This window comes from Dysosmobacter welbionis (assembly GCF_005121165.3).
In the GTDB taxonomy this organism is placed as follows: domain Bacteria; phylum Bacillota; class Clostridia; order Oscillospirales; family Oscillospiraceae; genus Oscillibacter; species Oscillibacter welbionis.
In genome coordinates, this window is the sequence record NZ_CP034413.3 from 3,123,689 (window position 1) to 3,147,215 (window position 23,527).

At 62.9% G+C, this 23,527-nt stretch carries 29 protein-coding genes and 1 pseudogene; 19 read left to right on the forward strand and 11 right to left on the reverse strand.

Annotated features, from left to right (window positions below):
• Positions 1-10 precede the first annotated feature (10 nt).
• Positions 11-772 carry a MerR family transcriptional regulator gene (locus EIO64_RS16240; RefSeq protein ID WP_021747370.1) on the reverse strand — a complete coding sequence of 254 codons (762 nt, stop codon included), beginning with the start codon at positions 770-772 and terminating at the stop codon, positions 11-13.
• Positions 773-921: 149 nt separating this feature from the next.
• On the opposite strand from EIO64_RS16240, the gene EIO64_RS16245 reads away from it, so the two are divergent.
• The 8 genes from EIO64_RS16245 (at position 922) to EIO64_RS16280 (ending at position 5,569) form a co-directional block, all read left to right on the forward strand.
• Positions 922-1,389, forward strand: a complete 468-nt coding sequence (locus EIO64_RS16245; protein WP_025545201.1) for an NUDIX hydrolase — start codon at positions 922-924, stop codon at positions 1,387-1,389.
• Positions 1,386-1,910, forward strand: coding sequence for a GNAT family N-acetyltransferase (locus tag EIO64_RS16250; protein ID WP_021747368.1), 525 nt, complete (start codon positions 1,386-1,388; stop codon positions 1,908-1,910). Before EIO64_RS16245 ends, EIO64_RS16250 begins: the two co-directional genes overlap by 4 nt.
• A gap of 41 nt (positions 1,911-1,951) precedes the next feature.
• Entirely contained in the window at positions 1,952-2,326 is a 375-nt protein-coding gene (locus EIO64_RS16255; protein ID WP_158629824.1) for a DUF3783 domain-containing protein, read from the forward strand.
• A 4-nt stretch (positions 2,327-2,330) separates the two neighbouring features.
• Positions 2,331-2,768 carry a 2-thiouracil desulfurase family protein gene (locus EIO64_RS16260; protein WP_025545878.1) on the forward strand — a complete coding sequence of 146 codons (438 nt, stop codon included), beginning with the start codon at positions 2,331-2,333 and terminating at the stop codon, positions 2,766-2,768.
• 135 nt (positions 2,769-2,903) lie between these two features.
• Entirely contained in the window at positions 2,904-3,908 is a 1,005-nt protein-coding gene (locus EIO64_RS16265; protein WP_021747365.1) for a biotin--[acetyl-CoA-carboxylase] ligase, read from the forward strand.
• A 19-nt stretch (positions 3,909-3,927) separates the two neighbouring features.
• Entirely contained in the window at positions 3,928-4,470 is a 543-nt protein-coding gene (locus EIO64_RS16270) for a chromate transporter (protein WP_021747364.1), read from the forward strand.
• Positions 4,467-5,084 (forward strand): chromate transporter, encoded by a 618-nt coding sequence (locus EIO64_RS16275; protein ID WP_021747363.1) that lies wholly within the window; start codon positions 4,467-4,469, stop codon positions 5,082-5,084. Before EIO64_RS16270 ends, EIO64_RS16275 begins: the two co-directional genes overlap by 4 nt.
• Positions 5,081-5,569, forward strand: a complete 489-nt coding sequence (locus EIO64_RS16280) for a YbaK/EbsC family protein (RefSeq protein ID WP_136891632.1) — start codon at positions 5,081-5,083, stop codon at positions 5,567-5,569. Before EIO64_RS16275 ends, EIO64_RS16280 begins: the two co-directional genes overlap by 4 nt.
• Before the next feature lie 63 nt (positions 5,570-5,632).
• Here EIO64_RS16280 and udk read toward each other — a convergent pair whose 3' ends face one another.
• Positions 5,633-6,250 (reverse strand): uridine kinase, encoded by a 618-nt coding sequence (gene udk, locus EIO64_RS16285; RefSeq protein ID WP_025545130.1) that lies wholly within the window; start codon positions 6,248-6,250, stop codon positions 5,633-5,635.
• Positions 6,251-6,457: 207 nt separating this feature from the next.
• Here udk and EIO64_RS16290 point away from each other — a divergent pair, with 207 nt between their 5' ends.
• From EIO64_RS16290 to EIO64_RS16325, 7 genes are all read left to right on the forward strand, one after another.
• Positions 6,458-6,979, forward strand: coding sequence for a SpoIIIAH-like family protein (locus tag EIO64_RS16290; protein WP_136891633.1), 522 nt, complete (start codon positions 6,458-6,460; stop codon positions 6,977-6,979).
• Positions 6,949-7,416, forward strand: coding sequence for an SH3 domain-containing protein (locus EIO64_RS18880; RefSeq protein WP_158629825.1), 468 nt, complete (start codon positions 6,949-6,951; stop codon positions 7,414-7,416). The genes EIO64_RS16290 and EIO64_RS18880 overlap by 31 nt, the downstream gene beginning before the upstream one ends.
• A 120-nt stretch (positions 7,417-7,536) precedes the next feature.
• Positions 7,537-9,297, forward strand: a complete 1,761-nt coding sequence (locus EIO64_RS16305; protein ID WP_036629895.1) for an ABC transporter ATP-binding protein — start codon at positions 7,537-7,539, stop codon at positions 9,295-9,297.
• Entirely contained in the window at positions 9,284-10,075 is a 792-nt protein-coding gene (locus EIO64_RS16310) for a YlmH family RNA-binding protein (protein ID WP_136891634.1), read from the forward strand. The genes EIO64_RS16305 and EIO64_RS16310 overlap by 14 nt, the downstream gene beginning before the upstream one ends.
• Before the next feature lie 16 nt (positions 10,076-10,091).
• The gene (locus EIO64_RS16315) at positions 10,092-10,298 is read left to right on the forward strand and encodes a DUF4177 domain-containing protein (protein ID WP_021748592.1); all 207 of its coding nucleotides are present in this window, start codon (positions 10,092-10,094) and stop codon (positions 10,296-10,298) included.
• Between the two features lie 15 nt (positions 10,299-10,313).
• Complete coding sequence (locus EIO64_RS16320; RefSeq protein ID WP_025545125.1) at positions 10,314-10,523, forward strand: DUF896 domain-containing protein; 210 nt, start codon at positions 10,314-10,316, stop codon at positions 10,521-10,523.
• 5 nt (positions 10,524-10,528) lie between these two features.
• A complete protein-coding gene (locus EIO64_RS16325) occupies positions 10,529-11,701 on the forward strand; it encodes a 5-bromo-4-chloroindolyl phosphate hydrolysis family protein (RefSeq protein WP_119310791.1) in 1,173 nt (390 codons plus the stop codon).
• Positions 11,702-11,750: 49 nt separating this feature from the next.
• On the opposite strand, the gene EIO64_RS16330 is transcribed toward EIO64_RS16325, so the two are convergent.
• From EIO64_RS16330 to EIO64_RS16355, 6 genes and pseudogenes are all read right to left on the reverse strand, one after another.
• A complete protein-coding gene (locus EIO64_RS16330; RefSeq protein ID WP_119310792.1) occupies positions 11,751-12,524 on the reverse strand; it encodes an HpcH/HpaI aldolase family protein in 774 nt (257 codons plus the stop codon).
• Between the two features lie 167 nt (positions 12,525-12,691).
• Entirely contained in the window at positions 12,692-13,624 is a 933-nt protein-coding gene (locus EIO64_RS16335; RefSeq protein WP_021748588.1) for a thiamine pyrophosphate-dependent enzyme, read from the reverse strand.
• Positions 13,625-13,639: 15 nt separating this feature from the next.
• The gene (gene porA / locus EIO64_RS16340; protein ID WP_021748587.1) at positions 13,640-14,818 is read right to left on the reverse strand and encodes a pyruvate flavodoxin/ferredoxin oxidoreductase thiamine diP-binding domain protein; all 1,179 of its coding nucleotides are present in this window, start codon (positions 14,816-14,818) and stop codon (positions 13,640-13,642) included.
• A gap of 15 nt (positions 14,819-14,833) precedes the next feature.
• A pseudogene (locus tag EIO64_RS16345) lies at positions 14,834-15,141 on the reverse strand (4Fe-4S binding protein).
• Positions 15,138-15,716, reverse strand: coding sequence for a 2-oxoacid:acceptor oxidoreductase subunit gamma family protein (locus EIO64_RS16350; RefSeq protein ID WP_021748585.1), 579 nt, complete (start codon positions 15,714-15,716; stop codon positions 15,138-15,140). The pseudogene EIO64_RS16345 and the gene EIO64_RS16350 overlap by 4 nt, the downstream one beginning before the upstream one ends.
• 368 nt (positions 15,717-16,084) lie before the next feature.
• The gene (locus EIO64_RS16355; RefSeq protein ID WP_025544166.1) at positions 16,085-16,513 is read right to left on the reverse strand and encodes a hypothetical protein; all 429 of its coding nucleotides are present in this window, start codon (positions 16,511-16,513) and stop codon (positions 16,085-16,087) included.
• Positions 16,514-16,683: 170 nt separating this feature from the next.
• Here EIO64_RS16355 and EIO64_RS16360 point away from each other — a divergent pair, with 170 nt between their 5' ends.
• The 3 genes from EIO64_RS16360 (at position 16,684) to EIO64_RS16370 (ending at position 19,556) form a co-directional block, all read left to right on the forward strand.
• Positions 16,684-17,649, forward strand: coding sequence for a metal ABC transporter substrate-binding protein (locus tag EIO64_RS16360; RefSeq protein WP_249390714.1), 966 nt, complete (start codon positions 16,684-16,686; stop codon positions 17,647-17,649).
• 127 nt (positions 17,650-17,776) lie between these two features.
• Positions 17,777-18,820 (forward strand): alcohol dehydrogenase, encoded by a 1,044-nt coding sequence (locus EIO64_RS16365; protein WP_136891635.1) that lies wholly within the window; start codon positions 17,777-17,779, stop codon positions 18,818-18,820.
• Positions 18,821-18,866: 46 nt separating this feature from the next.
• Complete coding sequence (locus EIO64_RS16370; protein ID WP_136891636.1) at positions 18,867-19,556, forward strand: hypothetical protein; 690 nt, start codon at positions 18,867-18,869, stop codon at positions 19,554-19,556.
• Positions 19,557-19,578: 22 nt separating this feature from the next.
• On the opposite strand, the gene EIO64_RS16375 is transcribed toward EIO64_RS16370, so the two are convergent.
• Positions 19,579-19,773: a hypothetical protein gene (locus EIO64_RS16375; RefSeq protein ID WP_021748579.1), complete on the reverse strand. Its 195-nt coding sequence runs from the start codon at positions 19,771-19,773 to the stop codon at positions 19,579-19,581.
• A gap of 294 nt (positions 19,774-20,067) precedes the next feature.
• On the opposite strand from EIO64_RS16375, the gene EIO64_RS16380 reads away from it, so the two are divergent.
• A complete protein-coding gene (locus EIO64_RS16380) occupies positions 20,068-21,423 on the forward strand; it encodes an MATE family efflux transporter (RefSeq protein WP_119311890.1) in 1,356 nt (451 codons plus the stop codon).
• Positions 21,424-21,539: 116 nt separating this feature from the next.
• Here the strand turns inward: EIO64_RS16380 and EIO64_RS16385 are convergent, their stop codons facing one another.
• Both EIO64_RS16385 and EIO64_RS16390 read right to left on the reverse strand, forming a co-directional pair.
• The gene (locus EIO64_RS16385; RefSeq protein ID WP_119310795.1) at positions 21,540-22,457 is read right to left on the reverse strand and encodes a ketopantoate reductase family protein; all 918 of its coding nucleotides are present in this window, start codon (positions 22,455-22,457) and stop codon (positions 21,540-21,542) included.
• A 58-nt stretch (positions 22,458-22,515) separates the two neighbouring features.
• Entirely contained in the window at positions 22,516-23,403 is an 888-nt protein-coding gene (locus EIO64_RS16390) for a 4Fe-4S cluster-binding domain-containing protein (RefSeq protein ID WP_025544173.1), read from the reverse strand.
• Positions 23,404-23,527: the final 124 nt, after the last annotated feature.

A 23,527-nucleotide genomic window follows, 5' to 3' on the forward strand; every position in this document is an offset into this window, starting at 1 on the left:
CCCTGTTTCCTTACGCGCCGGTGTAGGTCCGGACGGCATCCCGCAGAAAGGCGGCGCAGCCGGGGACTTCCCGGTCATAGTAGGCGGTGAACCGGGGATCGGACACATACAGCTCTGCAAGGCCCACATGGGCCTGGGGCGTGTAGGACTCCCAGGAGTAGGACAGCCACCGCCGATGGAGCGCCGCAATCCGCTGGCCCTCCGGCCCGGCGGGGTCCGCCCCTGCTTTCACGGCTGTGACGAGAGCGGTGTGGATCTCACCCCCCAGGGACTTCCACTGGGCATACTCCTCCTGGGTCAGCGCCAGGACGCAGGCGTTGGCCCGGTCCATCTCCTCATCTCCGTATTTCTCCCGGATCTCCTGCCCGAAGGCGGTCTCATTGGCCTCTACCGTGCGGCGCTTGAAGGCTTCAAATTTCTCCTGATCGGTCATCTTCGTTCCTCCCTTGATGTCGTTAATCGTTCGCTGGACAGTCAGGATCAGATCGTCCAGTCGGGCCCGACGGGCCTCCAGCTCTGCCAGGTGGCTCTGCAGCGCCGCCTGGCGGTCAAAGGCCGGGTCGTCCAGAATGGTCCGGATCGAGGCCAGGTCCAGTCCCAGCTCCCGGTAGAACAGGATGTCCTGCAGGCGATCCAGTTGCGCTGGGCCGTAGAGGCGGTATCCGGCCTCCGTGGTCCGCAGAGGTTTCAGCAGTCCAATCCGATCATACCAGCGCAGAGTCCTGGGCGTGACGCCGGCCAGATCGGCCAGCGCCTTGACGGTGTATTCCATAGAGATCCCTCCTGTCGATTGGCAGTATAACAGTTGACGCTGCGGCAAGGTCAAGGGGGTTCACGAAAAAAACCAGGCTTTCTTTTTCCATGGCAATGAACTATAATAGGATAACACCATTTCAAGGATCACGGAAGGGGGGATGGCAGATGATCAATTCCACCCTCTGCTATCTGGAGCGGGGCGACGCTTACCTGATGCTCCACCGGGTGAAAAAGAAGGGCGATCTGAACCATGACAAATGGATCGGCGTGGGCGGCAAATTCGAAGATGGGGAGAGCCCCGAGGACTGCATCCTCCGGGAGACCTGGGAGGAGACGGGCCTGACGCTGACGGACTACCGCTACCGGGGCCTGGTGACCTTTGTGTCCGATGAGGCACCCACCGAGTATATGCACCTCTTCACCGCCACTGGCTGGACCGGCACGCCCCACCCCTGCGATGAGGGAGAGCTGGCCTGGATTAAAAAAGCGGAGCTGCGGGGCCTTCCCATGTGGGAGGGGGACAAAATTTTCCTCCGCCTGCTGGAGGAGAACGTCCCCTTCTTCTCCCTGAAGCTCCAATACCAGGGAGACCGGCTGGACAGGGCGGTGCTGAATGGGAGGCGGATTGTATGATACCCGCTCTGACACTGGAGCCGCTGTCCTGGGACGATCTCCCAGAGGCGGCGGTTCTGTGGGCCGACCCGGCGGTGATCCGATGGACCAATATTGCTGCCCCCTGCACGGAGGCGGGGGCGGCAGACCGGCTGGAACACCTGCTGGACTGCCAGCGGGGGTTGCCGTTCTCCACGGTCTTTGCCCTCCGGGAGGGGACGGCATTCCGGGGACTGGCCGGCTGCCCGCCGGTGGATACGGCCGCCGGGATCTATGGGCTGTTCTACCAGCTGCTGCCCGCCTGCTGGGGCCGGGGCTTGGGACTTGCGGCTGCGGCGGAGGCACTGCGGCGCCTGGAACGGCTGGCACCGGCCCTGGTGCTGGCAGACACGGTGGCAGAGAATACCGCCAGCGTCCGAATTCTGGAGCGGCTGGGCTTTGTCCGCACCGCCGTCCACCACAGGGCTTTCTGCCGGGAGGGGCGGATGCTGGATATCTGGGACTACGCCCGCCGCTGGGCTGGTCCGGCGGAGACCGTCTGACCGGGACGGCCCCGTGCAACATGAAGAAATGAGGAATGTTCATGAGCAGAAAACTGCTGCTGTTCGGCTTTGAGGAACTGCCCACCATTCTGGCTGCCGCGGCCGCCGCCGGGCCCTTCGGGGCGGAGGTGGTGCCGGTGGCCCGGCAGGACTACAACAAGCCCCTGGCGGTGCTGGCGGGGCTGGATGATGACCCCGGCACGGTACTGCCGTTCAACGGCGGCCCTCTGGGTGGGCGGATGGTGGTGCTGTGCGGCCTGGAGGACCAGGTGGACTGCCTTCTGCCGGCGCTGCGTCAGGCGGGGATCGGGCGGGACTGCCTGAAGGCGGTGCTGACGCCCCACAACCGGACCTGGACCGCTGTGAAGCTCTATCAGGAGCTGCTGCGGGAGCACCAGGCCATGAACGGGCGGTGAGAAGATGCGGATCCTAATCTCTGCCTGTCTGCTGGGGGCCCGCTGTCGGTACGACGGGGTCTCCAAGCTCCAGCCCTGGATCTCTGATCTGGCGGAGCGGCACATCCTGGTCCCCGTCTGTCCGGAGCAGCTGGGGGGTCTGCCCACACCCCGTCCGCCGGCGGAGCGGCGGGGAGACCGGGTGATGACCCGGGACGGTGGCGATGTCACCGCCCAATACCGCCGGGGCGCGGAAGAGGCCTTGCGTCTCTGCCGCCTGCTGGGATGCGAGGCGGCGCTGCTGAAAGAGCGGAGTCCCTCCTGCGGCAGCGGGATGGTCTACGACGGCACCTTTACCGGCGTGCTGACGGCGGGAGAGGGTGTCACGGCGGAGCTGCTGCGCGCCCAGGGCATTCCGGTGTACGGAGAGTCCCGGGTGGCGGAGTTGGCGGACCCCATCTGAACAGGCCAGACAGCCACGGACGGCGCAGCGCCCGGAGAACGGGGCGGCGCCGTTCTTTTCCTCCCCGGCACGGTTTACAACCAGGGGAAAACGTGGTAGACTCGAAGCCATGAATATGGGAGAGGAGAGAGAAACATGAGCCGACAGGATGTCCTGGCCCTGCTGCGGGAACAGGAGGGGGCGTTCGTCTCCGGCGAGGAGATCAGCCACCGGCTGGGACTGAGCCGCGCGGCCATCTGGAAGGCGGTGGATGCGCTGCGGAGGGAGGGCTACACTGTGGAGGCCCGCACCGGCCGGGGCTACCGTCTGCTGGATGCGCCGGACGTGCTGACGGAGCCGGAGATCCGCCGCTTTCTGGGGGAGACGGCCCGGGTGGGCCGGACCTTGGTGTGTCTGGCAGAGGTGGACTCCACCAATCTCCGGGCCAGACAGCTGGCAGCGGAGGGCGCAGCGGACGGCACTGTGGTGGTGGCGGACCGCCAGACGGCTGGCCGGGGCCGACTGGGCCGGAGCTTTCAGTCCCCCGGCGGCCAGGGGATCTACCTGACGGCCCTGCTGCGGCCGGATCTGCCGCCGGAGCGGCTGTCGCCGGTGACGGCCATGGCTGGAGTAGCGGTGTGTCGGGCCGTAGAGCGGCTGTGCGGCGTCAGCCCCGGCCTGAAATGGCCCAACGATCCGGTGCTGGATGGGAAAAAGCTCTGCGGTATTTTGACCGAGCTCTCCCTGGAGGGGGAGACGGCCCGCGTGCAGGAGCTGGTGCTGGGCATCGGAATCAATGTCTCCCAGCGGCCGGAGGATTTCACGCCCGAGGTGCGGGAGATCGCCACCTCCCTGGTCCAGGCCCTGGGCCACGCTGTGTCCAGGCCCGCCCTGGCGGCGGAGATCATCCGGGAGGTGGACCGCCTCTGCGCAGCCCTGGCGGCAGGAGAGACTGGTCCTTATCTGGCCGAGTACCGGCGGCGGTGCGTGAATCTGGGCCGGACCGTGCGGCTGCTGCGCCCGGACGGAGGCGGCGAGACGGCGGAGGCATTGGACATCGATGAGGAATTCGGCCTGGTGGTGCGGAGGCCGGACGGCGCGGTGAAGACCGTGCGGTCCGGCGAGGTGTCCGTCCGGGGCCTGTACGGATATACAGAGTGAGAGACAGGGGGAGATAGGGTTGAAAGAGCTTTGGACATTGTTTTGGACCTTCGCGAAGATGGGGGTCATGACCTTCGGCGGCGGCATGGCGATGCTGCCGATTCTCCAGCGGGAAGTGGTGGAGAACAAGCACTGGGCCACAGAGGAGGAACTGACGGACTACTATGCCATCGGGCAGTGCACGCCGGGGATCATCGCTGTCAACACGGCCACGTTCATCGGCCAGAAATACAAGGGCATCGCCGGGGGCATTGTGGCCACCCTGGGGGTGGTGTTCCCGTCTCTGGTCATTATCTCCATCCTGGCGGGGCTCATCAACAACTTCGCGGACCTGGCCTGGGTCCAGAACGCCTTTGCGGGCATTCAGGTGTGCGTGTGCGTCCTGATTTTCAACGCCACGGTGAAGCTGCTGAAGAAGTCCGTGGTGGATAAGCCCACGGCAGCGATTTTCCTGGCAGTGCTGGTGGGCAGCGCGGTGATGGATGTGTCCCCGGTGTGGTTCATCCTCGCGGCCGCAGTGCTGGGTATCCTGCTGAAGAACTGGGAGGTGAAGGGGGCATGATCTATCTGCGCCTGTTCTGGGAGTTTTTCAAGACCGGACTCTTTGCCATCGGCGGCGGTATGGCCACGCTGCCCTTCCTCCACGACATCGGGGAGGCCACCGGCTGGTTCACCCAGGCCCAGCTCATGAACATGCTGGCGGTGTCCGAGTCCACCCCCGGCCCCATCGGCATCAACATGGCCACCTATGTGGGCTTCACCGTTGCCGGTGTCCCCGGCGCGGTGATCGCCACATTGGGAGAGGTGACGCCCTCCATCATCGTGATCCTGATTATTGCCGCCCTGCTGCGGAACTTCCGGGAGAACCGATATGTGGACCGGGCCTTCTACGGACTGCGGCCTGCCTCTACGGGCCTGATCGGCGCGGCCTGCGTGTCCGTGGTACTTGAGGTGCTCACCAACATCGTGGTGGCGTCGCCGGAGACGGGGCTGTTCAACCAGTTCCAGCTGGGGGACGGCGGCCTGGCGGGCCTCATCAGCTGGCCGGGCCTGATCCTGGCGGCGGTGCTGCTGGCACTGACCAATTGGGTGAAACCCACGAAGAATCTCCATCCCATCGTGTTCATCGCCGCCTCTGCCGTGGTGGGCGTGGTGTTCCGCTTCGCGGGGGTATGAGGATAGACCGCCAGGACCTGTATGCCCTGTTGCGGGCGCGGAATATCCCCTATGAGGAGACGGCGCACCCGGCGGTATGGAGCATGGAGGAGCTCCACGCACTCTGTCTGCCGGGGGAGGAGCGGATCTTGAAAAACCTCTTCCTGCAGGACGACAAGAAGCGGCGGTACTATCTGGTGGCCATAGACGGCGGCCGGACGGCAGACCTGAAGGCCCTGCGCCGGACACTGGACAGCCGTCCTCTGAGATTTGCGGACGCCGCAGACCTGGAGCGGCTTCTGGGCCTGCTGCCGGGACAGGTGACGCCGCTGGGGGCCCTCCGGGCGCCTGCCGGCACGGTCACCGTGGTGTTGGATGCGTCTTTGCGGGGCCGGACCGTGGGCGTCCATCCGCTGGAGAACACCGCTACCACGTTTTTGAATCTGGACGATCTGGCCGCGCTGCTGGAGGACCATGGTGTACCGGTGATCTGGTGTCCGCTGTAATACGCACAAGCCGCCCGCCGGAGAATCCCGGCGGGCGGCTTGTGCCCATCTGGCAGCGGGCCGTCACTTCCCATCGATGTGGTGCTGGATCCGCTGCATGATCATGTCCAGGGCCACCAGGTTGTGGCCGCCCTCCAGCACCACGATGTCCGCGTACTTCCGGGAGGGCTCCACATACTGCTCATGCATGGGCTTCACAGTGGTGAGATACTGGGAGACCACGGACTGGAGCGTCCGGCCCCGCTCCTCCACATCCCGCAGGGCCCGGCGGAGGATCCGCTCGTCCGCGTCCGTCTCCACAAAGATCTTGATGTCGAACATATCCCGCAGAGTGGGGTTCTGGAAGATCAGAATGCCCTCCACAATGATGACCTTGGCGGGCTGGATCTCCACGGTTTGGTCGGTGCGGTTGTGCTCCACAAAGGAGTAGACGGGGCACTGGATGGAGCGTCCGGCCTTCAGCTCCTGCAGGTGGCGGATCAGCAGGTCCGTGTCAAAGGCGTTGGGGTGGTCATAGTTCACCTTGGCCCGCTCCTCATAGGTCCTGCCCACCTGGCGCTTGTAATAGCTGTCATGGCCGATGACGGTCACGTCTTTGCCGAAGTGTTCCTTCAAATGCCGGGTCAGAGTGGTCTTTCCGGAGCCGGTGCCTCCCGCAATCCCGATCAGGATGGTGTTCATGTTCCCGATTCCCCCTAAAATCTCCCAGTTCTGTGAAACAAAACCGCGTTCTTTTGCGTCCATTATAGAAGAGGCGCTCCCCAAAAGCAAGCGGAACCGCGGAAAAAGCGTAAATTTCCCAGGGAATCGACGCTTCCGGTCTTGACGGCACTGGGAAAAGCCGATATTATGTAAATTATGAAAAGCTGTTACGCGGGAGGATGACCCATGGCCATGAAACGCTGCCCCATCTGCGGGGAAAAGTATTCCGATACATACAAGAGCTGCCCCTTCTGCGAGGAGGAAGAGGCGCTGCAGAGCGGTGCACAGATCCGCAGGACCGCCCCCGGACGGGGCGGCAAACGGACGGCCGCCCGCGGCCGCCAGCCCAATCTGCTGAGTCCCATTCTGATTGTGCTGATCGTCATTATGGCGGCGCTGCTGGTCTACCTGCTCTTCGGCGACCGGATCGCCCAGCGCCTCTCCGGCGGAGAGGAGACCCAGGACACTTCCACAGAGGATGTGACGCCCCAGCCGCCGGACCCTGATACGGCGGACCCGGAGGGGGGAGACGGCGTGACCATGCCGGAGAGCGGCGGCACCGGCGAGATGGAAGACCCGAATGACGGCGGCACCACCACACCCGCCCAGACGGATCCCTCCACCCTGCCGGAGACACTGACCATCGCCTACCTGGGTTCCCCCGGACGGAGTTCACCATGTCCGTGGGAGATGAGCCCATTCCCCTGACTGTCTCCGGCGGCAGCGGCACTTATACCTGGAGCAGCAGCGATGACGGCATTGCCTCCGTGGATTCCACCGGCCGGGTGACGGCCATCTCCTCCGGACAGGCCACCCTGACGGTGACGGACGGCTCCGGCAAGGGCACCTGCCTGGTGCGGGTCCGGGGCGGCAGCACCGGCACATCTACGTCTGCCAGCGGCGGCAGCACCGCGTCCGGCAGCACGCTGACAGCGGGGACCGCGGTGGTGGTCAACGCCGGGAACGGCGTGCGGGTCCGCGCGCAGGCCAACACCAGCAGTGAGATTCTGGCGACCCTCTCCAACGGCGACTCCGTCCGGGTGGTGCAGAGCGCCGGGAACGGCTGGTATCAGATCAGCTTTGTGGCCTCCGGCGGCGTAACCACCACCGGCTATATGATGGGCGAGTATTTGTCCAATTCCTGAAAAAACAACATGGCGATATCCCCGGATGTTGGATGACATTCGGGGATATTTCATTGCGCGCGGGGGAAAAGTGTGCTATCATTTTTTAGATATGAATTGATAAAGAAAAAGGAGAGTACCATGACGACCCGACAGTTTCAGGAGAGCTCCGCCCTGCGGATCTTCCTGTCCTACTTCAAGCCCCACCGGAAGCTGTTTTTCCTGGATATGTGCTGCGCCCTGATGATCGCCGTGATCGATCTGGCGTTTCCCTACGTCTCCCGGTGGTGCATGTACCAGCTGCTGCCTGAGAGCGCCTACCGGACCTTCTTCGCCGTGATGGCGGTGGTGTTCTGCGCATACATCCTGCGGTCCGTGTTCACCTATATCATCTGCTATTACGGCCACACCTTCGGCATCCTGGTGGAGGCGGACATCCGCCGGGACCTGTTCCGCCACATGCAGGAGCTGAGCTTCGACTACTACGACCGCAACCGCACCGGACAGCTGATGAGCCGCCTGACGGCGGACCTGTTCGACATCACGGAGCTGGCCCACCACGGACCGGAGGACATCTTCATCTCCGGCGTTACCATTGTGGGCGCGCTGGCCATCATGTTCACCATCCAGTGGCAGCTGGCTCTGGTGATCGCCTGCATCATCCCTGTGTTCTTCCTGGTGGTGTGGAAGTGCCGCAAGTCCATGCAGGACGCCTCGATCAAGGTGAAGCAGCGGACGGCCACCATCAACGCCGACATCGAGTCGGGCCTCTCGGGCATCAAGACCGCCAAGGCCTTTGCCAATGAGGAGGCGGAGCTGGAGAAGTTCGACGTGTCCAACGACAGCTTCAAGACCTCCAAGCGGGCGTTCCACCGGGCCATGGGCCGGTTCAACGCGGTGATGGAGTTCTTCCTGTGCATCCTCTCCGTGGCGGTGATCTCCGTGGGCGGCTTCCTCATCATGCAGGGCCGGATGGACACGGTGGACCTCATCACCTTCAGCCTGTATATCACGACCTTCGTGAACCCGGTGCGCAAGCTCTCCACCTTTGCGGAGCTGTTTGCCAACGGCACCGCCGGCTTTGCCCGGTTTGTGGAGCTGATGCGGGAGGAGCCTGCCATGCAGGATGCCCCCGATGCCACCACTCTTTCCCGGGTGGAGGGGCGCATCGACGTGGACCATGTGTCCTTCGCCTATCAGGATGACATGGCGGTGCTCCACGACGTGGACCTCCACATTCGCCCCGGCGAGACCATCGCCGTGGTGGGGCCCTCCGGCGGTGGTAAATCTACTCTGTGCCAGCTGATCCCCCGGTTCTACGATGTGACGGACGGCGCGGTCCGCATCGACGGCCACGACGTCCGGCAGGTGACCCAGGAGTCCCTGCGGCAGAATGTGGGCGTGGTGCAGCAGGATGTATTCCTCTTCGCCGCCAGCATTCTGGAGAACATCCGCTACGGCAAGCCCGGCGCCTCGGAGGAGGAGGTGGCCCGGGCGGCGAAGCTGGCGGAGATCTATGATGACATCGTGGCCCTGCCGGAGGGGTTCAACACCTATGTGGGGGAACGGGGCACCCTGCTCTCCGGCGGACAGAAGCAGCGCATCTCCATCGCCCGGATCTTCCTGAAGGACCCGCCGGTGCTGATTCTGGACGAGGCCACCTCCGCCCTGGACAGCGTGACGGAGGCCAAGCTCCAGGAGACCTTTGAGAAGCTGGCCCACGGCCGCACCACCATCATCATTGCCCACCGGCTTTCCACCGTCCGCAATGCGGACCGGATCGCCGTCATTGAGGACGGCCGCATCACGGAGCTGGGCAGCCACGACCAGCTGATGGCGAAAAATGGCGCTTATGCGGAGCTGGTGCGGACGCAGGAGCTGATCGGCCATGGAAAAGAGTAAGTTGCTGGACCGCTGCGGGGCCGAGGGGGAGGACCGGCTGCTGCTGGCCAAGGTCCTGGACCGGGCTGCCCAGGCGGAGGAGCGCAATATTCCCGCCTGTACGGACTTTCTCTCCCCACAGCAGCAGATGATGGCCGGGGACCTGCTGCGTCTTGCGGGCATCCCGGAGACCGCTTGGCTCCGTCAGGGAGGCTACCAGGGAGCGGAGCGGAACATCCTGCTTTTCCTGCCGGACTGGATGGAGCCGGAGACGGCGGAGCCCCCGCTCCGATGTCTGCGGGGGGCCTTCCGGCCGGACGACCGGCTGAACCACCGGGACATCCTGGGCAGCCTCATGGGTATGGGCATCGTCCGGGAGAAGGTAGGGGACATTCTGGTGTCCCCGGAGAGTGCGGACCTGATCGTGCTGGACACGGTGGCGGATTTCCTGCTCTCCAGCTGGAACAGCGCCGGCCGGGCGAAGCTGACGGTGACGGAGATCCCCGCCGCCCACCTCCACATCCCGGAGGTGCGGTGCGAGGAGGTGCGGGACACGGTCAGTTCCCTGCGGCTGGATGCGGTGTGTTCCACCGGTTTTCGGATGGCGAGAGGGAAGGCGGTGGATATGATCTCTTCCGGCCACGTCCAGGTGAACTGGCGGCCCTGTACGAAGGCGGACAAGCTGCTTACAGAGGGGGACACGGTCTCCGCCCGGGGATTTGGAAAATTTCAGTTGGCGGCGGTGGGCGGCGTCACGAAAAAGGGCCGCACCGCCATTGTGGTGAAGCGATATATTTGAGAGAGGAGGGTGCAGCGTGCTGGAATACGAGTTTGAAGAGGTATCCTGCGGCGAGGTCTACGGGTTTTACTTGCGGGAGACCGCTGCTCATCGGGAGGTCATCGTCCGCCGGGCGGCGGATGGCTGGCGATATGTGGGATGCATCCCCAAAAGCCAGCGCCGGCCTTACGGCTTTATCGAGAGCATCGACCTGGTATTCGAGCGCCAGCGGCCTGAGACCTGACAGGAGGAGCGAAACATGGAGCAAAAGCAGATCGACCGCATCAACGAGCTGGCCCGGAAGGCCAAGACACCGGAGGGCCTGACGGAGTGGGAGCGGATGGAGCAGGCGGCATTGCGGCGGGAGTACATCGACTCCGTGCTGGGGAACCTGAAGAGCCAGCTGGACCACACCTATGTGGTGGATGACCAGGGCAACAAGCGGAAACTGAAGCAGAAGGAGGACTGAGTGCCGTGGCCGGAAAGAAACAGAAGCAGGAAGGCGTTGGCGCTTGGATAGCCATCGTAATCCTCTTCGCCGTCGGCCTGTGGCCCATCGCCCTGGTGATGCTGCTGGTCAAACTCTTCGGAAACGACGGGCAGAAGCGGAGGCAGGCCCCGCCCCCGCTGCAGACGGCGGCGCCGGAGCCGGCGGCCGCCGCATCCGCCGGGACTGCCGGCAGGACCAAAAAGGCCGTGCGCAGCGCCATGAAGTCCCCGGCGGTGAAGAAGTCTAACGCCAAGTGGCTGAAGATCATTGGCGCGGTGCTGGCGGTCTGCGGCCTGGCGGCCTGCTGGTCCACCATCGAGATGATGATTTGGCTGGGCGGCGTGGAGCCTTGGTATATCGAAGAGCTGCTGTGGGCCTTAGCCATTGCTGCTGCCGGTGGGGCTATGTTCTGCAGCGGGGTCTCCATCGGCCGCAGTCTGAAGCGGTACAACAAGTATCTGGCCGTGGTTGGGAATTACGAGGCTATGGCAGTGGAACAGCTGTGCCGCACCCTGGGCTATTCCAGGGACCGGGTGGAGAAGGACCTGCAGAAGATGATCGATAAAGGCTACTTCGGGGATGAGGCGTATCTGAACATGGAGCTGGGGTATCTCTTCCGCAGCGGCCAGGCGGACGCGGACCTGAAACAGAAGCGCCGGCAGGAGGAGGCGGCCGCGGCGCCGCCCCCCAAGGAGACGGAGGAGGGCTGCTCCGGAATCCTGCGGAGGATCCGCCGGGCCAACGACGCCATCGCGGACCCGGGACTCTCTGCCAAGATCGACCGGCTGGAGACCATCACCGCCAAGATCTTCCGGGCGGTGGAGGAGGACCCGAAGAAGCGAGACCGGATCGATACCTTCCTGAACTACTACCTGCCTACTACCCAGAAGCTGTTGGACTCCTACGCGGAGTTTGAGGCTGCCGGGGTGGAGGGGGAGAACCTCCGCCAGGCCAAAGCCCGGATCGAGTCCACCATGGACCTGATTATCAAGGGCTTTGAGCACCAGCTGGACGAGCTGTACAAGGCCGACGCCATGGATGTGGACAGCGACATCCGGGTAATGGAGACCATGCTGGAGCGGGATACTGCCAGTGTGGAAAAGGACTTTGGCCTGGGAGAGTTCGCAGCGGAACAGAAGCCGGAAGAGACGGAATAAAAAGGGACCCGGCGCGGAAATCCGCGCCGGGTTTCTTTGCGTCGGGGACTTACTTGCCCCAAACGTCCGCTACCAGATTTTTGTACATCTCTACATAGAACAGGGAGTCCATGCCCAAGGTAACGCTGTCAAAGCCCTCGGCAAACCGCTGGCGGCTGGCTGCCGCACTGCCGGTAAAGATGATGGAGAGCTTGCCGCTGCGCTTGCAGGCCGCCTGGACCCGCAGGATGGCGTCATGGACCACCGGTGCGTTGAACTCGCCGGGGTGGCCCAGGGCAATGGACAGGTCAAAGGGCCCCACAAAGATGCCGTCTACACCGTCCATAGCGGTGATCTCCTCAATGTGCTCCAGGCAGCCCACAGTTTCGCACTGGGGCAGCAGCAGCGTCTCCCGGTTGCTGGTCTCCATATAGCCGGAAATGGAGACCGCATGGGCGGCGTGGCCCCAGCCGCCGTCCCGGGTGGGGCAGAAGCCCCGGTTCCCCAGAGGCGCGAACTTGGCATACCGGACCAGCTCCCGGACTTCCTCCACGGTCTCCACGCAGGGGACCACCACACCCTGGGCACCCACGTCCAGCAGCCGCAGCACTGCCGTGCGGGAGATCTCATTGGCCCGGGCCAGGGCCGTCAGGCCTGCGCCCTGGGCGGCGGCGATCTGGGCCGCAGCGGATTCGATCCCGGCGGGGGAGTGCTCCGTGTCCACGATCACATAGTCCAGTCCGGTATAACGCAGGCTCTCCACCGCCAGGGGGCTGCCGATGGCGGAGAAGGTTCCCAGGCTCTGGCGGCCCTGGTGAAATTTTTCTAAAACAGTATTTTCCATAGCATCCGATCCTCCTGAAAATCATTGATTCTATTATACCCCCCGGAGGATGCCTGTCAATTCCGGAGTAGCGGGCAAAACCCTCCAAAAATCATGCCAAAAACAGCAAAAGGGTTGGCCCAAAGGCCAACCCCTTCGTACTGATATGGAGAGTGCGGAAGGACTGCTTACAGCTCGCAGAGCTTGAGGAGCTCCTCCCAGTTTTTGTCCACTTCCTTCTGGACCTCTTCGATCATCCACTCGTTGCCGGGCTTGAACATGTGGGCAAAGCGGCCCTGCATCTTCAGGTACTCCTCCACCGGCAGCTTGTTCTTGGGCTTGTAGCTGAGGATGTATTTGCCCTCAACCACCTCGTACAGCGGCCACACGCAGGTCTCCACCGCCATCTTGGTGACCTCCATCAGCTTCTCGCTGGGATACCGCCAGCCGCGGGGGCAGGGCGCCATCACGTTCAAGAACGCCGCGCCGGGGGTGTAGATGGCCTTGTGGGCCTTCTCCGTGATGTCCTTGAAGTTTCCGATGAACGTGGTCTGGGCCACATAGGGGATGCCGTGGGCCACCATGATCTTCGTCAGGTTCTTCTTCTGCTGCATCTTGCCGGGGATCACCGTGCCCTGAGGCGTGGTGGTGGTGTCGGCAAAGTGGGGGGTGGAGGAGGAACGCTGGATGCCGGTGTTCATGTACGCCTCGTTGTCGTAGCAGACATACACCATGTCGTGGCCGCGCTCCATGGCGCCGGACAGGCTCTGGAAGCCGATGTCGTAGGTGCCGCCGTCGCCGCCGAAGGCGATGAACTTGTACGTATCATCCAGCTTGCCCCGCTTCTTCATCGCCCGGTATGCCGTCTCCACGCCGGAGATCGTGGCCGCCGCATTTTCAAAGGCGTTGTGGATGAAGCTGTCCTTCCACGCCGTGTAGGGGTACATGAAGGTGGAGACCTCCAGGCAGCTGGTGGCGGAGCACACCACCGCCTTGTCCTCCGGGTTCAGGGCACGCAGCACCGTCCGCACCGCGATGGGAGAGCCGCAGCCCGCGCACATTCTGTGGCCGCCGGACAGGCGGTCCTCTTTCATCAGGTTTTCTTTCAGACTATATGCCATGACTGTTTTCCCTCCTTATTCCCGGACGTCCAGGTAGCGATAGGTCTCGCCCACCTCGCCGGTGGCCGCGATCTTCTCCAGCTCCGCGAACACGTGCTGAATGCTCTCCACCCGCACGTCGCGGCCGCCCAGGCCGTAGATGTAGTTGATGCCCTTGGGGCCGCTGATGCCCGCCGCGTACAGGCTGGCCGTGACCTCCGCGAACATGGGGCCGCAGTGGGCGTTGAAGCTGTCGTCCTTGTCCATCACGGCGAAGGCCTTCACGTTCTTCAGGGCTTCGCAGATATCCTCACTGGGGAAGGGACGGAAGGAGCGGACCTTGATCTGGCCCACCTTCTTGCCCTGGGCCCGCAGCTCGTTGATGGCCTCCTTGGCGGTGCCGGCGGAGGAGCCGATGATGACGATGGCCTCCTCAGCGTCGTCCATCATATAGGTCTCGATCAGGCCGTAGGTCCGGCCGGTCATCTCGCCGAATTCCTTGCCCACCTTGCGGATCACGTCCTTGGCGTCCATCATGGCCTGGGCCTGCTGCCGCTTGGCCTCCATGTAGTACACGGGCGTGGCGTAGGCGCCCACGGCCATGGGCTCGCCGGGCTTCAGCAGCGCGTGGGCGGGCTTGTACTCACCCACGAACTCCTTGACCTTCTCTGTCTCCACCAGCTCGATGTTCTCGATGGCGTGGGAGGTGATGAAGCCGTCCTGGCACACCATGATGGGCAGGCTCACCGCCTCCGCGATCCGCATGGCCTGCAGGTAGTTGTCGTAGGCCTCCTGGTTCGTCTCCGCAAACAGCATCAGCCAGCCGGCATCCCGCACGCCCATGGCGTCGGAGTGGTCGTTGTTGATGTTGATGGGGCCGGACAGGGCGCGGCAGGAGACGGCCAGCGTGATGGGCAGCCGGTCGGAGGCCGCCACGTACAGCATCTCCGTCATGTAGCACAGGCCGCAGGAGGAGGTGGCGGAAATGGCACGGCAGCCAGCAGCCTCCGCGCCGATGCAGGTAGACATGGCGCTGTGCTCGCTCTCCACCGCGATGAACAGCGTGTCCACTTCCCCGTTGTCCACGTATGTAGAGAAGTACTGGGGGATCTCCGTGGACGGCGTGATGGGATACGCGCCCATCACATCCGGGTTGATCTGCTTCATGGCATAGGCGACCGCCTCATTGCCGGAAAGTCTTTCTCTGATTCCCATTGTTCCTTCCCCTCCTTATTTCTCGTCCTTGACCATAGTGATGGCCCGAAGGGGCAGGTGTTGGCGCAGATGCCGCAGCCCTTGCAGAAGAAGTAGTCGAAGTCCTCCCGCTTGCCCTCGCCGTTCACCGGGATGGACATATCCGGGCACACCGGCGCGCACAGCAGGCACTGCCGGCACTTGTCCCAGTCGATCACGGGCTTCATGGTCCGCCAGTCGCCGGTCTCCACCACGCTGGACGTGCCGCCCTCATAAATGTTGCAGCCCGGGGTGATGTCCTTCCAGGTCACGTCCGGGGTCATATCCTTCGCCAGATGGCTCATCCTACCTGCACCTCCTCCAGAGATCTCTTCAGCGCCCGCATATTGCCCTCGATGACCTGGGGCTTGCTGGCGAACTTGTGCTTGAAGGAGCCCTCCATATCCTTGATGAACTCCTCCTCCCCGATGACGCCGGACACCCTCACGATGGCGGCCAGCATGGGGGTGTTGGGGAAGTTCTTGCCCAGCTCCTCCTCGCTGATCTTACCGGCGTCGATGGTGCAGACCCGGCCCTCGTAGCCCTTCAGCAGGGGCCGCAGCTCCGCGGGGGACTTGCTGGAGTTGATGACGATGGCGCCTTCCTTCTTCAATCCGGCGGTCACGTCCACGGCGGACAGCAGGGTCTCATCCACGACCACCACATAGTCCGGGAAGTAGATGTTGGAATGGACGGTGCTCCGCTCGGAGCTGATCCGGTTGTAGGCGGTGATGGGCGCGCCCATGCGCTCGGGACCGTACTCCGGGAAGCCCTGGACATACTTGCCCGTGTTGAACGCCGCGTCCGCCAGCAGCAGCGACGCCGTTTTGGCGCCCTGGCCGCCCCGGCCGTGCCATCGGATCTCTACAATGTCTTTCATGCTTGATCCTCCTCGTTCGGTTTGGCCCCCAAGCGGGGGCCGTCTCGAAATTTGCCGTTTTGAGTGCTTGTCAGCATGTATAGTATAGTCCTTTTCTGCGAGGAATGTCAATTCTATAACAAATTAGACAGTATAGAAATCTGTGAATGCCAGCGGCTTCTTTTTGTTATAAGTGCGCAAATAGCTGGGGACTCTGTTCTGTATTCCTGCCTTTTTGCACAAAAAAGAGTCCTTTTTTTCGGCGCTTTGCTCGCTGGAAGTAGCATACTCCAGTATGGCTGACAGGCTGGGCAGCCGCAGCACAGGTGAAAAGCGGCTCCCGGCACCGTCGTGGGCGCCGGGAGCCGCGGGATGTATTTGAAAGCCGCTTACCGGGCCGCCTGGAGCAGCTTTTCTGCAATGACCTCTACATCTTCACCGGAGGCCACAAAGTCCATGACATTGGGCAGGGAGAGGGAGCGGCGCAGCAGCGCCGTGTAGTAGCGCATCGCCCATTCCCGGCCGGTGACAGAGCAGTGCTGGATGATTTCCACAAGCTCTACCAGTTCCTCCCGGGACAGGTCGGGGATACAGGGCGGTTCCGGCGTCAGTGTGAGCCGTGCCAATGTGTCCAGGTCCGTCCAGCTCCAGTATTCCGCAAATTCCACATCAGTGTGGACTTTGCCCGTGAGAGCGGCCAGGTCCTCCAGCTCCGCGCCGGCGGTACCGGGTTCTTTGTCTGCAATGGCTGCAATCAGGGCCTCCACCGCGTCCAGCTTGCCTTCGTCGATTCGGGGAAACTCCAGTGCCTTTCTCATGGTGCGCCTCCTCTGAAATCTTAGCGTTTTCTTAACTTTACCAGAGTTTTGCAAGTTTGCCAAGACTAATCCGCTGCATGGGACTCGCAAACCGGACCTTGCATTTGAGGACGAGGTGTGCTATACTGCATAATCTGAAAACAATTCTCATTTTCAAAGGAGATCAGACTGTGGAAAAACGTATTCGGTTGTGTGCCGCGCTGGCGATGGTGCTTCTGTTGACCGCCTGCGGACAGGCTCCGGCGGAGCATGAGAGGGAAGAGCGGCTGACAGTGGTGGCTACGGTATTCCCCGCCTATGATTTCGCCCGGGCCGCCGGGGGAGAGCTGGCAGAGGTGCGGCTTCTGCTGCCGCCGGGAGCAGAGAGCCATTCCTACGAGCCCACCCCGGCGGACATTCTGGCAGTGCAGGAGTGCGATCTGTTCCTCTATCTGGGCGGCGAATCCGACGCCTGGGTGGAGACGATTCTGGAGTCCGTGGACATGCAGGGCGAGGCCCTGCGGATGGTGGACTGTGTGGACCTGCTGGAGGAGGAGACAGTGGAGGGCATGGAAGACCACGAGGGCCATGACCACGACCATGCGGAGGGGCCCGGCCTGGGAGAAGTGGTGGGCTACGATGAGCACGTGTGGACATCCCCGAAAAATGCCGCCGCCATCACCCGGGCGGTGGGGGACAGGCTGGCGGAGCTGGACCCGGCCAATGCCGGGACTTACGCCGCCAACACGGAGGGCTACGCCACCCGGATCGAGGCCCTGGACCGGGAATTCGCGGACTTCTTCGCCGGAGTGGAGGACCGGACCATGGTGTTCGGGGACCGATTTCCCCTGCGGTACTTCGCGGAGGAATTCGACATCGACTACTACGCTGCCTTCCCCGGGTGCAGCACCCAGACAGAGCCCTCGGCAGCCACCATCGCCTTCCTGACGGACAAGGTGCGGGAAGAGGGGATCCCCACGGTCTGGTACATTGAGTTCTCCAATCATCTGGTGGCGGACAGCATTGCGGAGGCCGCGGGCGTCAAGACGGCCCTGTTCCACACCTGCCACAATGTATCCACGGACGAACTGGAGGCGGGGGCCACTTACGTGTCCCTGATGGAGCAGAATCTGGAGACGCTGCGGGAGAATCTGTGATCTGAAAAGAAGAGCGCCGGGGCTGCAGCGGATGTCGCAGCCCCGGCTTTTTTATGGGAAACGGCGGAGAAGCCTTTGACAGGGGCGTGCTTCCGCCGTATCATAGGAGTCAGAGAGGAGAGATGGTATGCTGGCTTATACCTATTTGGAAAAAGGAACCTTCCGGCTGACGGACAAGCCGAAGCCTGTGCTGCGGGAACCTGGAGACGCGCTGGTCCGGGTGACGCTGTCCAGCATCTGCACCAGCGACCTGCACATCAAGCACGGCTCCGTGCCCCGGGCGGTGCCCGGTATCACCGTGGGCCATGAGATGGTAGGTGTGGTGGAATCGGTGGGTCCCGGCGTCCAGACGGTCCGCCCCGGCGACCGGGTGAGCGTGAATGTGGAGACGTTCTGCGGCGAGTGCTTCTTCTGCCGCCACGGGTATGTCAACAACTGTACGGATCCCAGCGGCGGCTGGGCCCTAGGCTGCCGGATCGACGGGGGACAGGCGGAATACGTCCGGGTGCCCTACGCGGACCAGGGTCTGACGAAAATCCCGGAGAGCGTTACGGACCGGCAGGCACTGTTTGCCGGCGACATCCTGGCCACCGGCTTCTGGGCGGCCCGCATCACGGAGATCGGGCCGGAGGACACGGTGCTGATCCTAGGAGCGGGCCCCACAGGCATCTGCACTCTGTTGTGCGTGCTGCTGAAAGCGCCTAAGCAGGTCATCGTCTGCGAAAAGGACCCGGCGCGTCTCCGGTTTGTCCGGGAGCACTATCCCCAGGTGCTGACGGTGGGGCCGGAGGAGGTGCTGGCCTTCACACAGGCCCACAGCGACCACGGCGGCGCGGACCGGGTGCTGGAGGTAGCCGGGGCGGAGGAGACCTTCCGCCTGGCCTGGCAGTGCGCCCGCCCCAATGCGGTGGTGACGGTGGTGGCGCTTTACGATAGGCCCCAGCTCCTGCCCCTGCCGGAGATGTACGGGAAGAATCTCACCTTCAAAACCGGCGGCGTGGACGGCTGTGACAGCCAGGAGATTCTGGACCTGATCGCGGCGGGAAAGCTGGACACCACGCCCCTCATCACCCACACTGTCCCTCTGCGGGATATCGCGGCGGCCTATGACCTGTTCGAGCACCGGCGGGACGGTGTCATCAAGGTGGCGGTGGACTGCAGCATGGCGTGAGGACAGCAGGACAACAGCTCCGAAGAGACAGAGAGGAGAGAGGCAGATGGATGATGGGATGCAGTGGCTGGCGGGAACGATCCTGTCGGCGGTGATCTCCAGCGTGATCACCGTGGGCTTCCTGTCCGCGCTTGTGACACGGCTGCAGATCCGGATCGACCACCGGAATAACGGGATCAAGCGGGTCTATGCCCCGGGAGAGCACAGCCGAACACTGAAAAAGCAGCTGGCAGAGGCACGGGCGATCCAGCTTCTGGCATTGTCCGGCTATGGGTTCACCCATGCATACAGACGCATCCTGACCGACTGCGTGGCCAGGGGCGGGACAGTGGAATACCTGCTGGCGCAGCCCGGAACCGCCTATATGAAAGATGCGGCTGAGATCGAGGGCAGAGGGGCGGACTCCATCTCCGAGGAGGTCGGGGAGACCCTGAAGCTGCTGGAGGCCATCCGGCGGGACGCCGCGGAAAAGGCAGGGAAGCAGAAAGCGGAGCCGGGCAGAGTTCTCGTCAGGTATTTTCACACGGAGATGCGCGAACAGCTGATTCTCTGTACGGATCAGAGCGGGCGGCGTACGGCCTGGCTGTCGCTGCTGATCCCGCCGCTTCCGGCGCTGGAGTGCAACATGATCGAGTACAGGGACGCGGAGGACTGTGTGGATTATTATGAGGCCGTGAAGAGGCGCAGTGAGCCTTGCCCAGTCGCCGTCCCCGGCAGGATGCACGGAAAGGACTGAGACACCGGGCGCGGGCTGGCCCTCACCAGGCTATGCGGCGGTACTCGATGGCCCTGCACTGGCGGACCACTTGGGCACAGAGAGCGTTGTAAAATTGGAGATACTGTTTCTTGGCCTGGCGCTGGGCGCGCTGCTTCTCCTGAAACAGCCGCCACTGAGGGCAGGTCTTGTGGCAGCCCTCCCGGTAGGACGGACAGCCGGTTTGGCAGGGCAGCATGGGACATTCCTCCGATCTCGGATATTCTCCGCCCGGACACGGCCGGGGCAGGACTCTGCTGTCAGTGTAGTCTTTTTCCCAACGGCCTGCCACCTTGAAATGGTAAAGCGGGGGTAAAACCTCTGCGCAGGCGGAAAAACGGGGCTTGACAACCCCCGCGGTGGCATGGTAAAGTATTGGCTGTTCATCGGAGGGCTTGTGGCCGCAGTCACAAAGCCGGATAAGATGCTGGGGGGCGCCCGGTTTCTTGTCCGGCTTTTTTTTCGCGCCTTTCCGGAGTTGAGGAGGGACATCATGGAAACAGAACAGACCTTTACACGGGGGCCGATCCTGTCGACCCTGCTGAAATTCGCCCTGCCGGTGCTGCTGGCTTTGCTGCTGCAGGCCATGTACGGCGCAGTGGACCTGCAGGTGGTGGGCAAATTCGGCACTGCGGCGGACATCTCGGCCGTCTCCACCGGCAGCCAGATCATGCAGACCGTGACCATCGTCATCACAGGTCTGGCTATGGGCATCACGGTCCTGCTGGGACAGAAGATCGGTGAGGACAGGCCGGAGGAGGCGGGGGCGGCTGTGGGCAGCGGCATCTGCCTGTTTCTGGTGGTGGCAGTGGCTGCCACAGTGGCGCTGGAGCTGGCGGCACCTCAGCTGGCAATGCTCATGCACGCCCCGGCGGATGCCTTTGACGGCACGGTGGAATATGTGCGGATCTGCTCCGGCGGCGCGGTGTTCATTGTGGCCTACAACCTTTTGGGCAGTATCTTCCGGGGGATCGGAGACTCCCGGGTATCGCTGATCACTGTGCTGATTGCCTGTATTCTGAATATCGGCGGCGACCTGCTGTTGGTGGGGGGCTTCGGCCTGAATGTGGCTGGCGCAGCCATCGCCACAGTCTTTGCCCAGGCAATGAGCGTGGCGCTGTCCCTGCTGCTGATCCGTGGAAAGCACTTGGCCTTCATACTCCGGCGGCAGGACATCCGGTTCGACGGTGCCATCATTGGACGGATTCTGAAATTGGGCAGCCCGGTGGCGCTTCAGGACCTGCTGGTGAATATCACCTTCCTGGTGATCATCGCCATCGCCAATTCTATGGGCACCATTCCCTCCGCCGGGGTGGGCGTGGCGGAGAAGCTGTGCGCCTTCGTCATGCTGGTGCCCTCTGCCTATATGCAGTCCATGTCCGCCTTCGTGGCGCAGAACATCGGCGCCGGGCTGGAGACCAGGGCCCGGCGGGCGCTGCTGTACGGCGTGCTGTCCTCCCTGATGGCGGGCCTCCTCATGGGCTGGGCGGCATTCTTTCACGGAGATGTGCTGGCGGGTATTTTCGCGGATGACCCGGCGGTGATCGCCGCCGCCTGGGAGTATCTCAAGGCCTACGCCATTGACTGCCTGCTTACCAGCTTCCTGTTCTGCTTTGTGGGCTTTTTCAACGGCTGCGGGCAGACGCTGTTCGTCATGGCGCAAGGAATGGTCGGGGCCCTGGGGGTCCGGCTGCCGGTGGCGCTGCTGGTGAGCCGGGCGGCGGACAGCTCTCTGTTCCATCTGGGGCTGGCCACCCCTGCCTCCACGGTGGTGCAGATTTTCCTGTGCGGAATCTGGTACCTGCGGCGCTCCCACCGGCTGAACCGGCTGGGGCTGATACGGAAATAAAAGATGCCCCGGCACCTTCGTGCCGGGGCTTTCCAGCGTGCCTGTCCGCAGGCAGCGGGACGGAATCATTGGAGTGCAGGACAGAAGACCTGCACTTGTCCCTTTGCTGGACAGGCTCAGTAGTTCCGCTCCATCTCCTGGATCTGCTGGTACAGCCAGTCGTTGACAGGGACGGAAATGCCGTGTTTGGCGGCCAGCCGGCGAATGATGCCTGCAAACAGCTCCACTTCGCTCTTCCGGTGGTTTTTGCCGTCCTGCCGCATAGAGGTCTCACCGTTGGAGGGCAGGTGGTCAATGATGTCCACCCATGCGGCCACGTCCTTCTCAGAGAGCGGGACACCCTCTGCATTGGCCACGGCGGCCACCTCCCGCATGGCGCCGATCATGGTGTCCCGGGGCTTTCCGGGCACCTGCAGCGGGCCGTAATCGCACTGGAACACCAGGGCGGCCTGGTTGCAGCCGGTGTTGCACAGCAGCTTGCTCCACATGTGGGTGCGGATGTCCGCCGGTACGACATAGGGGAAGCCGATGCTGTCAAAAAACGCGGTGAGCCGCTGGAGGCGGCTGGTGTCCTCCCCGGCGGGGACGCCTACTGCCAGTTCCCCAATGGGGTCGCAGACGACGCGGTTGCCCTCCTTCTTGGCGGCCATCCGCTCCGCCACGCACCAGACCACATGCTCCGGACCAAAGGCATCTCCCAGGATCTCCTCGCTGGAGATGCCATTGAGGACCGAGATCAGGAGCGTGTCCGGTCCCACCAGGTGGCGGCAGGTCTCGATGGCGTTCTGCAGACCGCCGAACTTGACGGCGAACAGCAGTAGGTCCACCGGCTCTGTGCGAGCGGCGGCATCGGTGTAATTGAAGTCGCAGGGTGCGTCGTTGTACCAAAAGCCCTGCTTCCGGTAGCGGGCGATCCGTGCGCCGTCTGCCAGAACGGGGACCTGCTCCTTGCCGAGCGCCCGTGTGAAGAGCGTGGCGTACAGGACGCCAAGGGAACCCAGGCCGATGACGCCGGCTGTTTGAATGGGTTTCATCAATCATTCCTCCTGTTCATCAAAACAGGGCGGCGGAATGCTCCGCCGCCCCTGTTGCTTACGCGATCCGAGCCAGCCACCGCAGATCGTAGGGCTCAAACACGACCTTTTCATAGGCGTCCACATCCAGGGGCGTGCCGTCCCAGTCGGAGTGGATGTCGCCGTTCTGCTTGATGAGGATGTCGTAGAGGATGTCGTAGGTGACGCCGCTCACCGGGTCCGTCTCCACGATGGTGGAGTAAGGCAGCGTCTTGTGGTATGTCAGCTCCATTCCCTTGTAGTCGAAATGGAAGCCGCAGCGCATCCGGCAGCCGTCCAGTCCCGTGTACCGGGCCACCTTCTTCAGATCCTGGAGGATTTTGTCCCCCTCCTCCTCATAGAGGTTCTCCGGTGTGGTGGCGGTGTAGTCGAACCGGAACTGAATGGAGGCGCCCGGGAGCTTGCGGAACCGCTCCATATAGGGCACCAGCTGCTCGGCGGGATAGTTCTTGTACAGCACGCAGTTCACCCGGAAGGGCACCGGCAGCTTGGAAAGCAGGCCGTCGTTGGATTCCACCACATAGTGCTGCATGTGGCGGGAGACGTTGATGCAGGTGATCTTGTGTCTGTTCCGCTCCGCAAATGCCAGAATGTCCGCCTCGGACTGGTGCTCGGAGACGGGAAGGGTGGTGTTGATATATACCTTGTGGGTAGTGGGGATTTTGTCCAGCATCACCTGGAGGGACTCCAGGTTGGCGAAGGGCTCACCCCCGGTGAAGACGAAGTCGCAGTCGGGCGTGATGGCGTCCATCCGCTCGATGCTCCGGCAGATCTTCTCCAGGGAAAAACCTGTCATATCCGCATACTCGCCTTTATTGATGCAGAAGGGGCAGTGGTTCTTGCAGTCGTAAGGGACAAAGATCGTCACCGTGGCGCCGCCCTCCCGCGTCTTATAGGGATGTTTCATATCGATCGGCCTTTCAGAGTAAAATGGAAAATCCGTGAAAAAATGGTCTCCAAAAACCGCGTTGAAGGTCTTGCAGACAATGTTATATTTTAAAGGATTTTTCAACAGAGGTCAAGAGTAAAAG

What these genes read in the sequence shown, in the direction of transcription:
- EIO64_RS16240 (WP_021747370.1), bottom strand. Translation starts at nt 772, where the DNA reads ATGGAATACACCGTCAAGGCGCTGGCCGATCTGGCCGGCGTCACGCCC.
- EIO64_RS16245 (WP_025545201.1), top strand. Translation starts at nt 922, where the DNA reads ATGATCAATTCCACCCTCTGCTATCTGGAGCGGGGCGACGCTTACCTG.
- EIO64_RS16250 (WP_021747368.1), top strand. Translation starts at nt 1,386, where the DNA reads ATGATACCCGCTCTGACACTGGAGCCGCTGTCCTGGGACGATCTCCCA.
- EIO64_RS16255 (WP_158629824.1), top strand. Translation starts at nt 1,952, where the DNA reads ATGAGCAGAAAACTGCTGCTGTTCGGCTTTGAGGAACTGCCCACCATT.
- EIO64_RS16260 (WP_025545878.1), top strand. Translation starts at nt 2,331, where the DNA reads ATGCGGATCCTAATCTCTGCCTGTCTGCTGGGGGCCCGCTGTCGGTAC.
- EIO64_RS16265 (WP_021747365.1), top strand. Translation starts at nt 2,904, where the DNA reads ATGAGCCGACAGGATGTCCTGGCCCTGCTGCGGGAACAGGAGGGGGCG.
- EIO64_RS16275 (WP_021747363.1), top strand. Translation starts at nt 4,467, where the DNA reads ATGATCTATCTGCGCCTGTTCTGGGAGTTTTTCAAGACCGGACTCTTT.
- EIO64_RS16280 (WP_136891632.1), top strand. Translation starts at nt 5,081, where the DNA reads ATGAGGATAGACCGCCAGGACCTGTATGCCCTGTTGCGGGCGCGGAAT.
- udk (WP_025545130.1), bottom strand. Translation starts at nt 6,250, where the DNA reads ATGAACACCATCCTGATCGGGATTGCGGGAGGCACCGGCTCCGGAAAG.
- EIO64_RS16290 (WP_136891633.1), top strand. Translation starts at nt 6,458, where the DNA reads ATGGCCATGAAACGCTGCCCCATCTGCGGGGAAAAGTATTCCGATACA.
- EIO64_RS18880 (WP_158629825.1), top strand. Translation starts at nt 6,949, where the DNA reads ATGTCCGTGGGAGATGAGCCCATTCCCCTGACTGTCTCCGGCGGCAGC.
- EIO64_RS16305 (WP_036629895.1), top strand. Translation starts at nt 7,537, where the DNA reads ATGACGACCCGACAGTTTCAGGAGAGCTCCGCCCTGCGGATCTTCCTG.
- EIO64_RS16310 (WP_136891634.1), top strand. Translation starts at nt 9,284, where the DNA reads ATGGAAAAGAGTAAGTTGCTGGACCGCTGCGGGGCCGAGGGGGAGGAC.
- EIO64_RS16320 (WP_025545125.1), top strand. Translation starts at nt 10,314, where the DNA reads ATGGAGCAAAAGCAGATCGACCGCATCAACGAGCTGGCCCGGAAGGCC.
- EIO64_RS16330 (WP_119310792.1), bottom strand. Translation starts at nt 12,524, where the DNA reads ATGGAAAATACTGTTTTAGAAAAATTTCACCAGGGCCGCCAGAGCCTG.
- EIO64_RS16335 (WP_021748588.1), bottom strand. Translation starts at nt 13,624, where the DNA reads ATGGCATATAGTCTGAAAGAAAACCTGATGAAAGAGGACCGCCTGTCC.
- porA (WP_021748587.1), bottom strand. Translation starts at nt 14,818, where the DNA reads ATGGGAATCAGAGAAAGACTTTCCGGCAATGAGGCGGTCGCCTATGCC.
- EIO64_RS16350 (WP_021748585.1), bottom strand. Translation starts at nt 15,716, where the DNA reads ATGAAAGACATTGTAGAGATCCGATGGCACGGCCGGGGCGGCCAGGGC.
- EIO64_RS16355 (WP_025544166.1), bottom strand. Translation starts at nt 16,513, where the DNA reads ATGAGAAAGGCACTGGAGTTTCCCCGAATCGACGAAGGCAAGCTGGAC.
- EIO64_RS16365 (WP_136891635.1), top strand. Translation starts at nt 17,777, where the DNA reads ATGCTGGCTTATACCTATTTGGAAAAAGGAACCTTCCGGCTGACGGAC.
- EIO64_RS16370 (WP_136891636.1), top strand. Translation starts at nt 18,867, where the DNA reads ATGGATGATGGGATGCAGTGGCTGGCGGGAACGATCCTGTCGGCGGTG.
- EIO64_RS16375 (WP_021748579.1), bottom strand. Translation starts at nt 19,773, where the DNA reads ATGCTGCCCTGCCAAACCGGCTGTCCGTCCTACCGGGAGGGCTGCCAC.
- EIO64_RS16380 (WP_119311890.1), top strand. Translation starts at nt 20,068, where the DNA reads ATGGAAACAGAACAGACCTTTACACGGGGGCCGATCCTGTCGACCCTG.
- EIO64_RS16385 (WP_119310795.1), bottom strand. Translation starts at nt 22,457, where the DNA reads ATGAAACCCATTCAAACAGCCGGCGTCATCGGCCTGGGTTCCCTTGGC.
- EIO64_RS16390 (WP_025544173.1), bottom strand. Translation starts at nt 23,403, where the DNA reads ATGAAACATCCCTATAAGACGCGGGAGGGCGGCGCCACGGTGACGATC.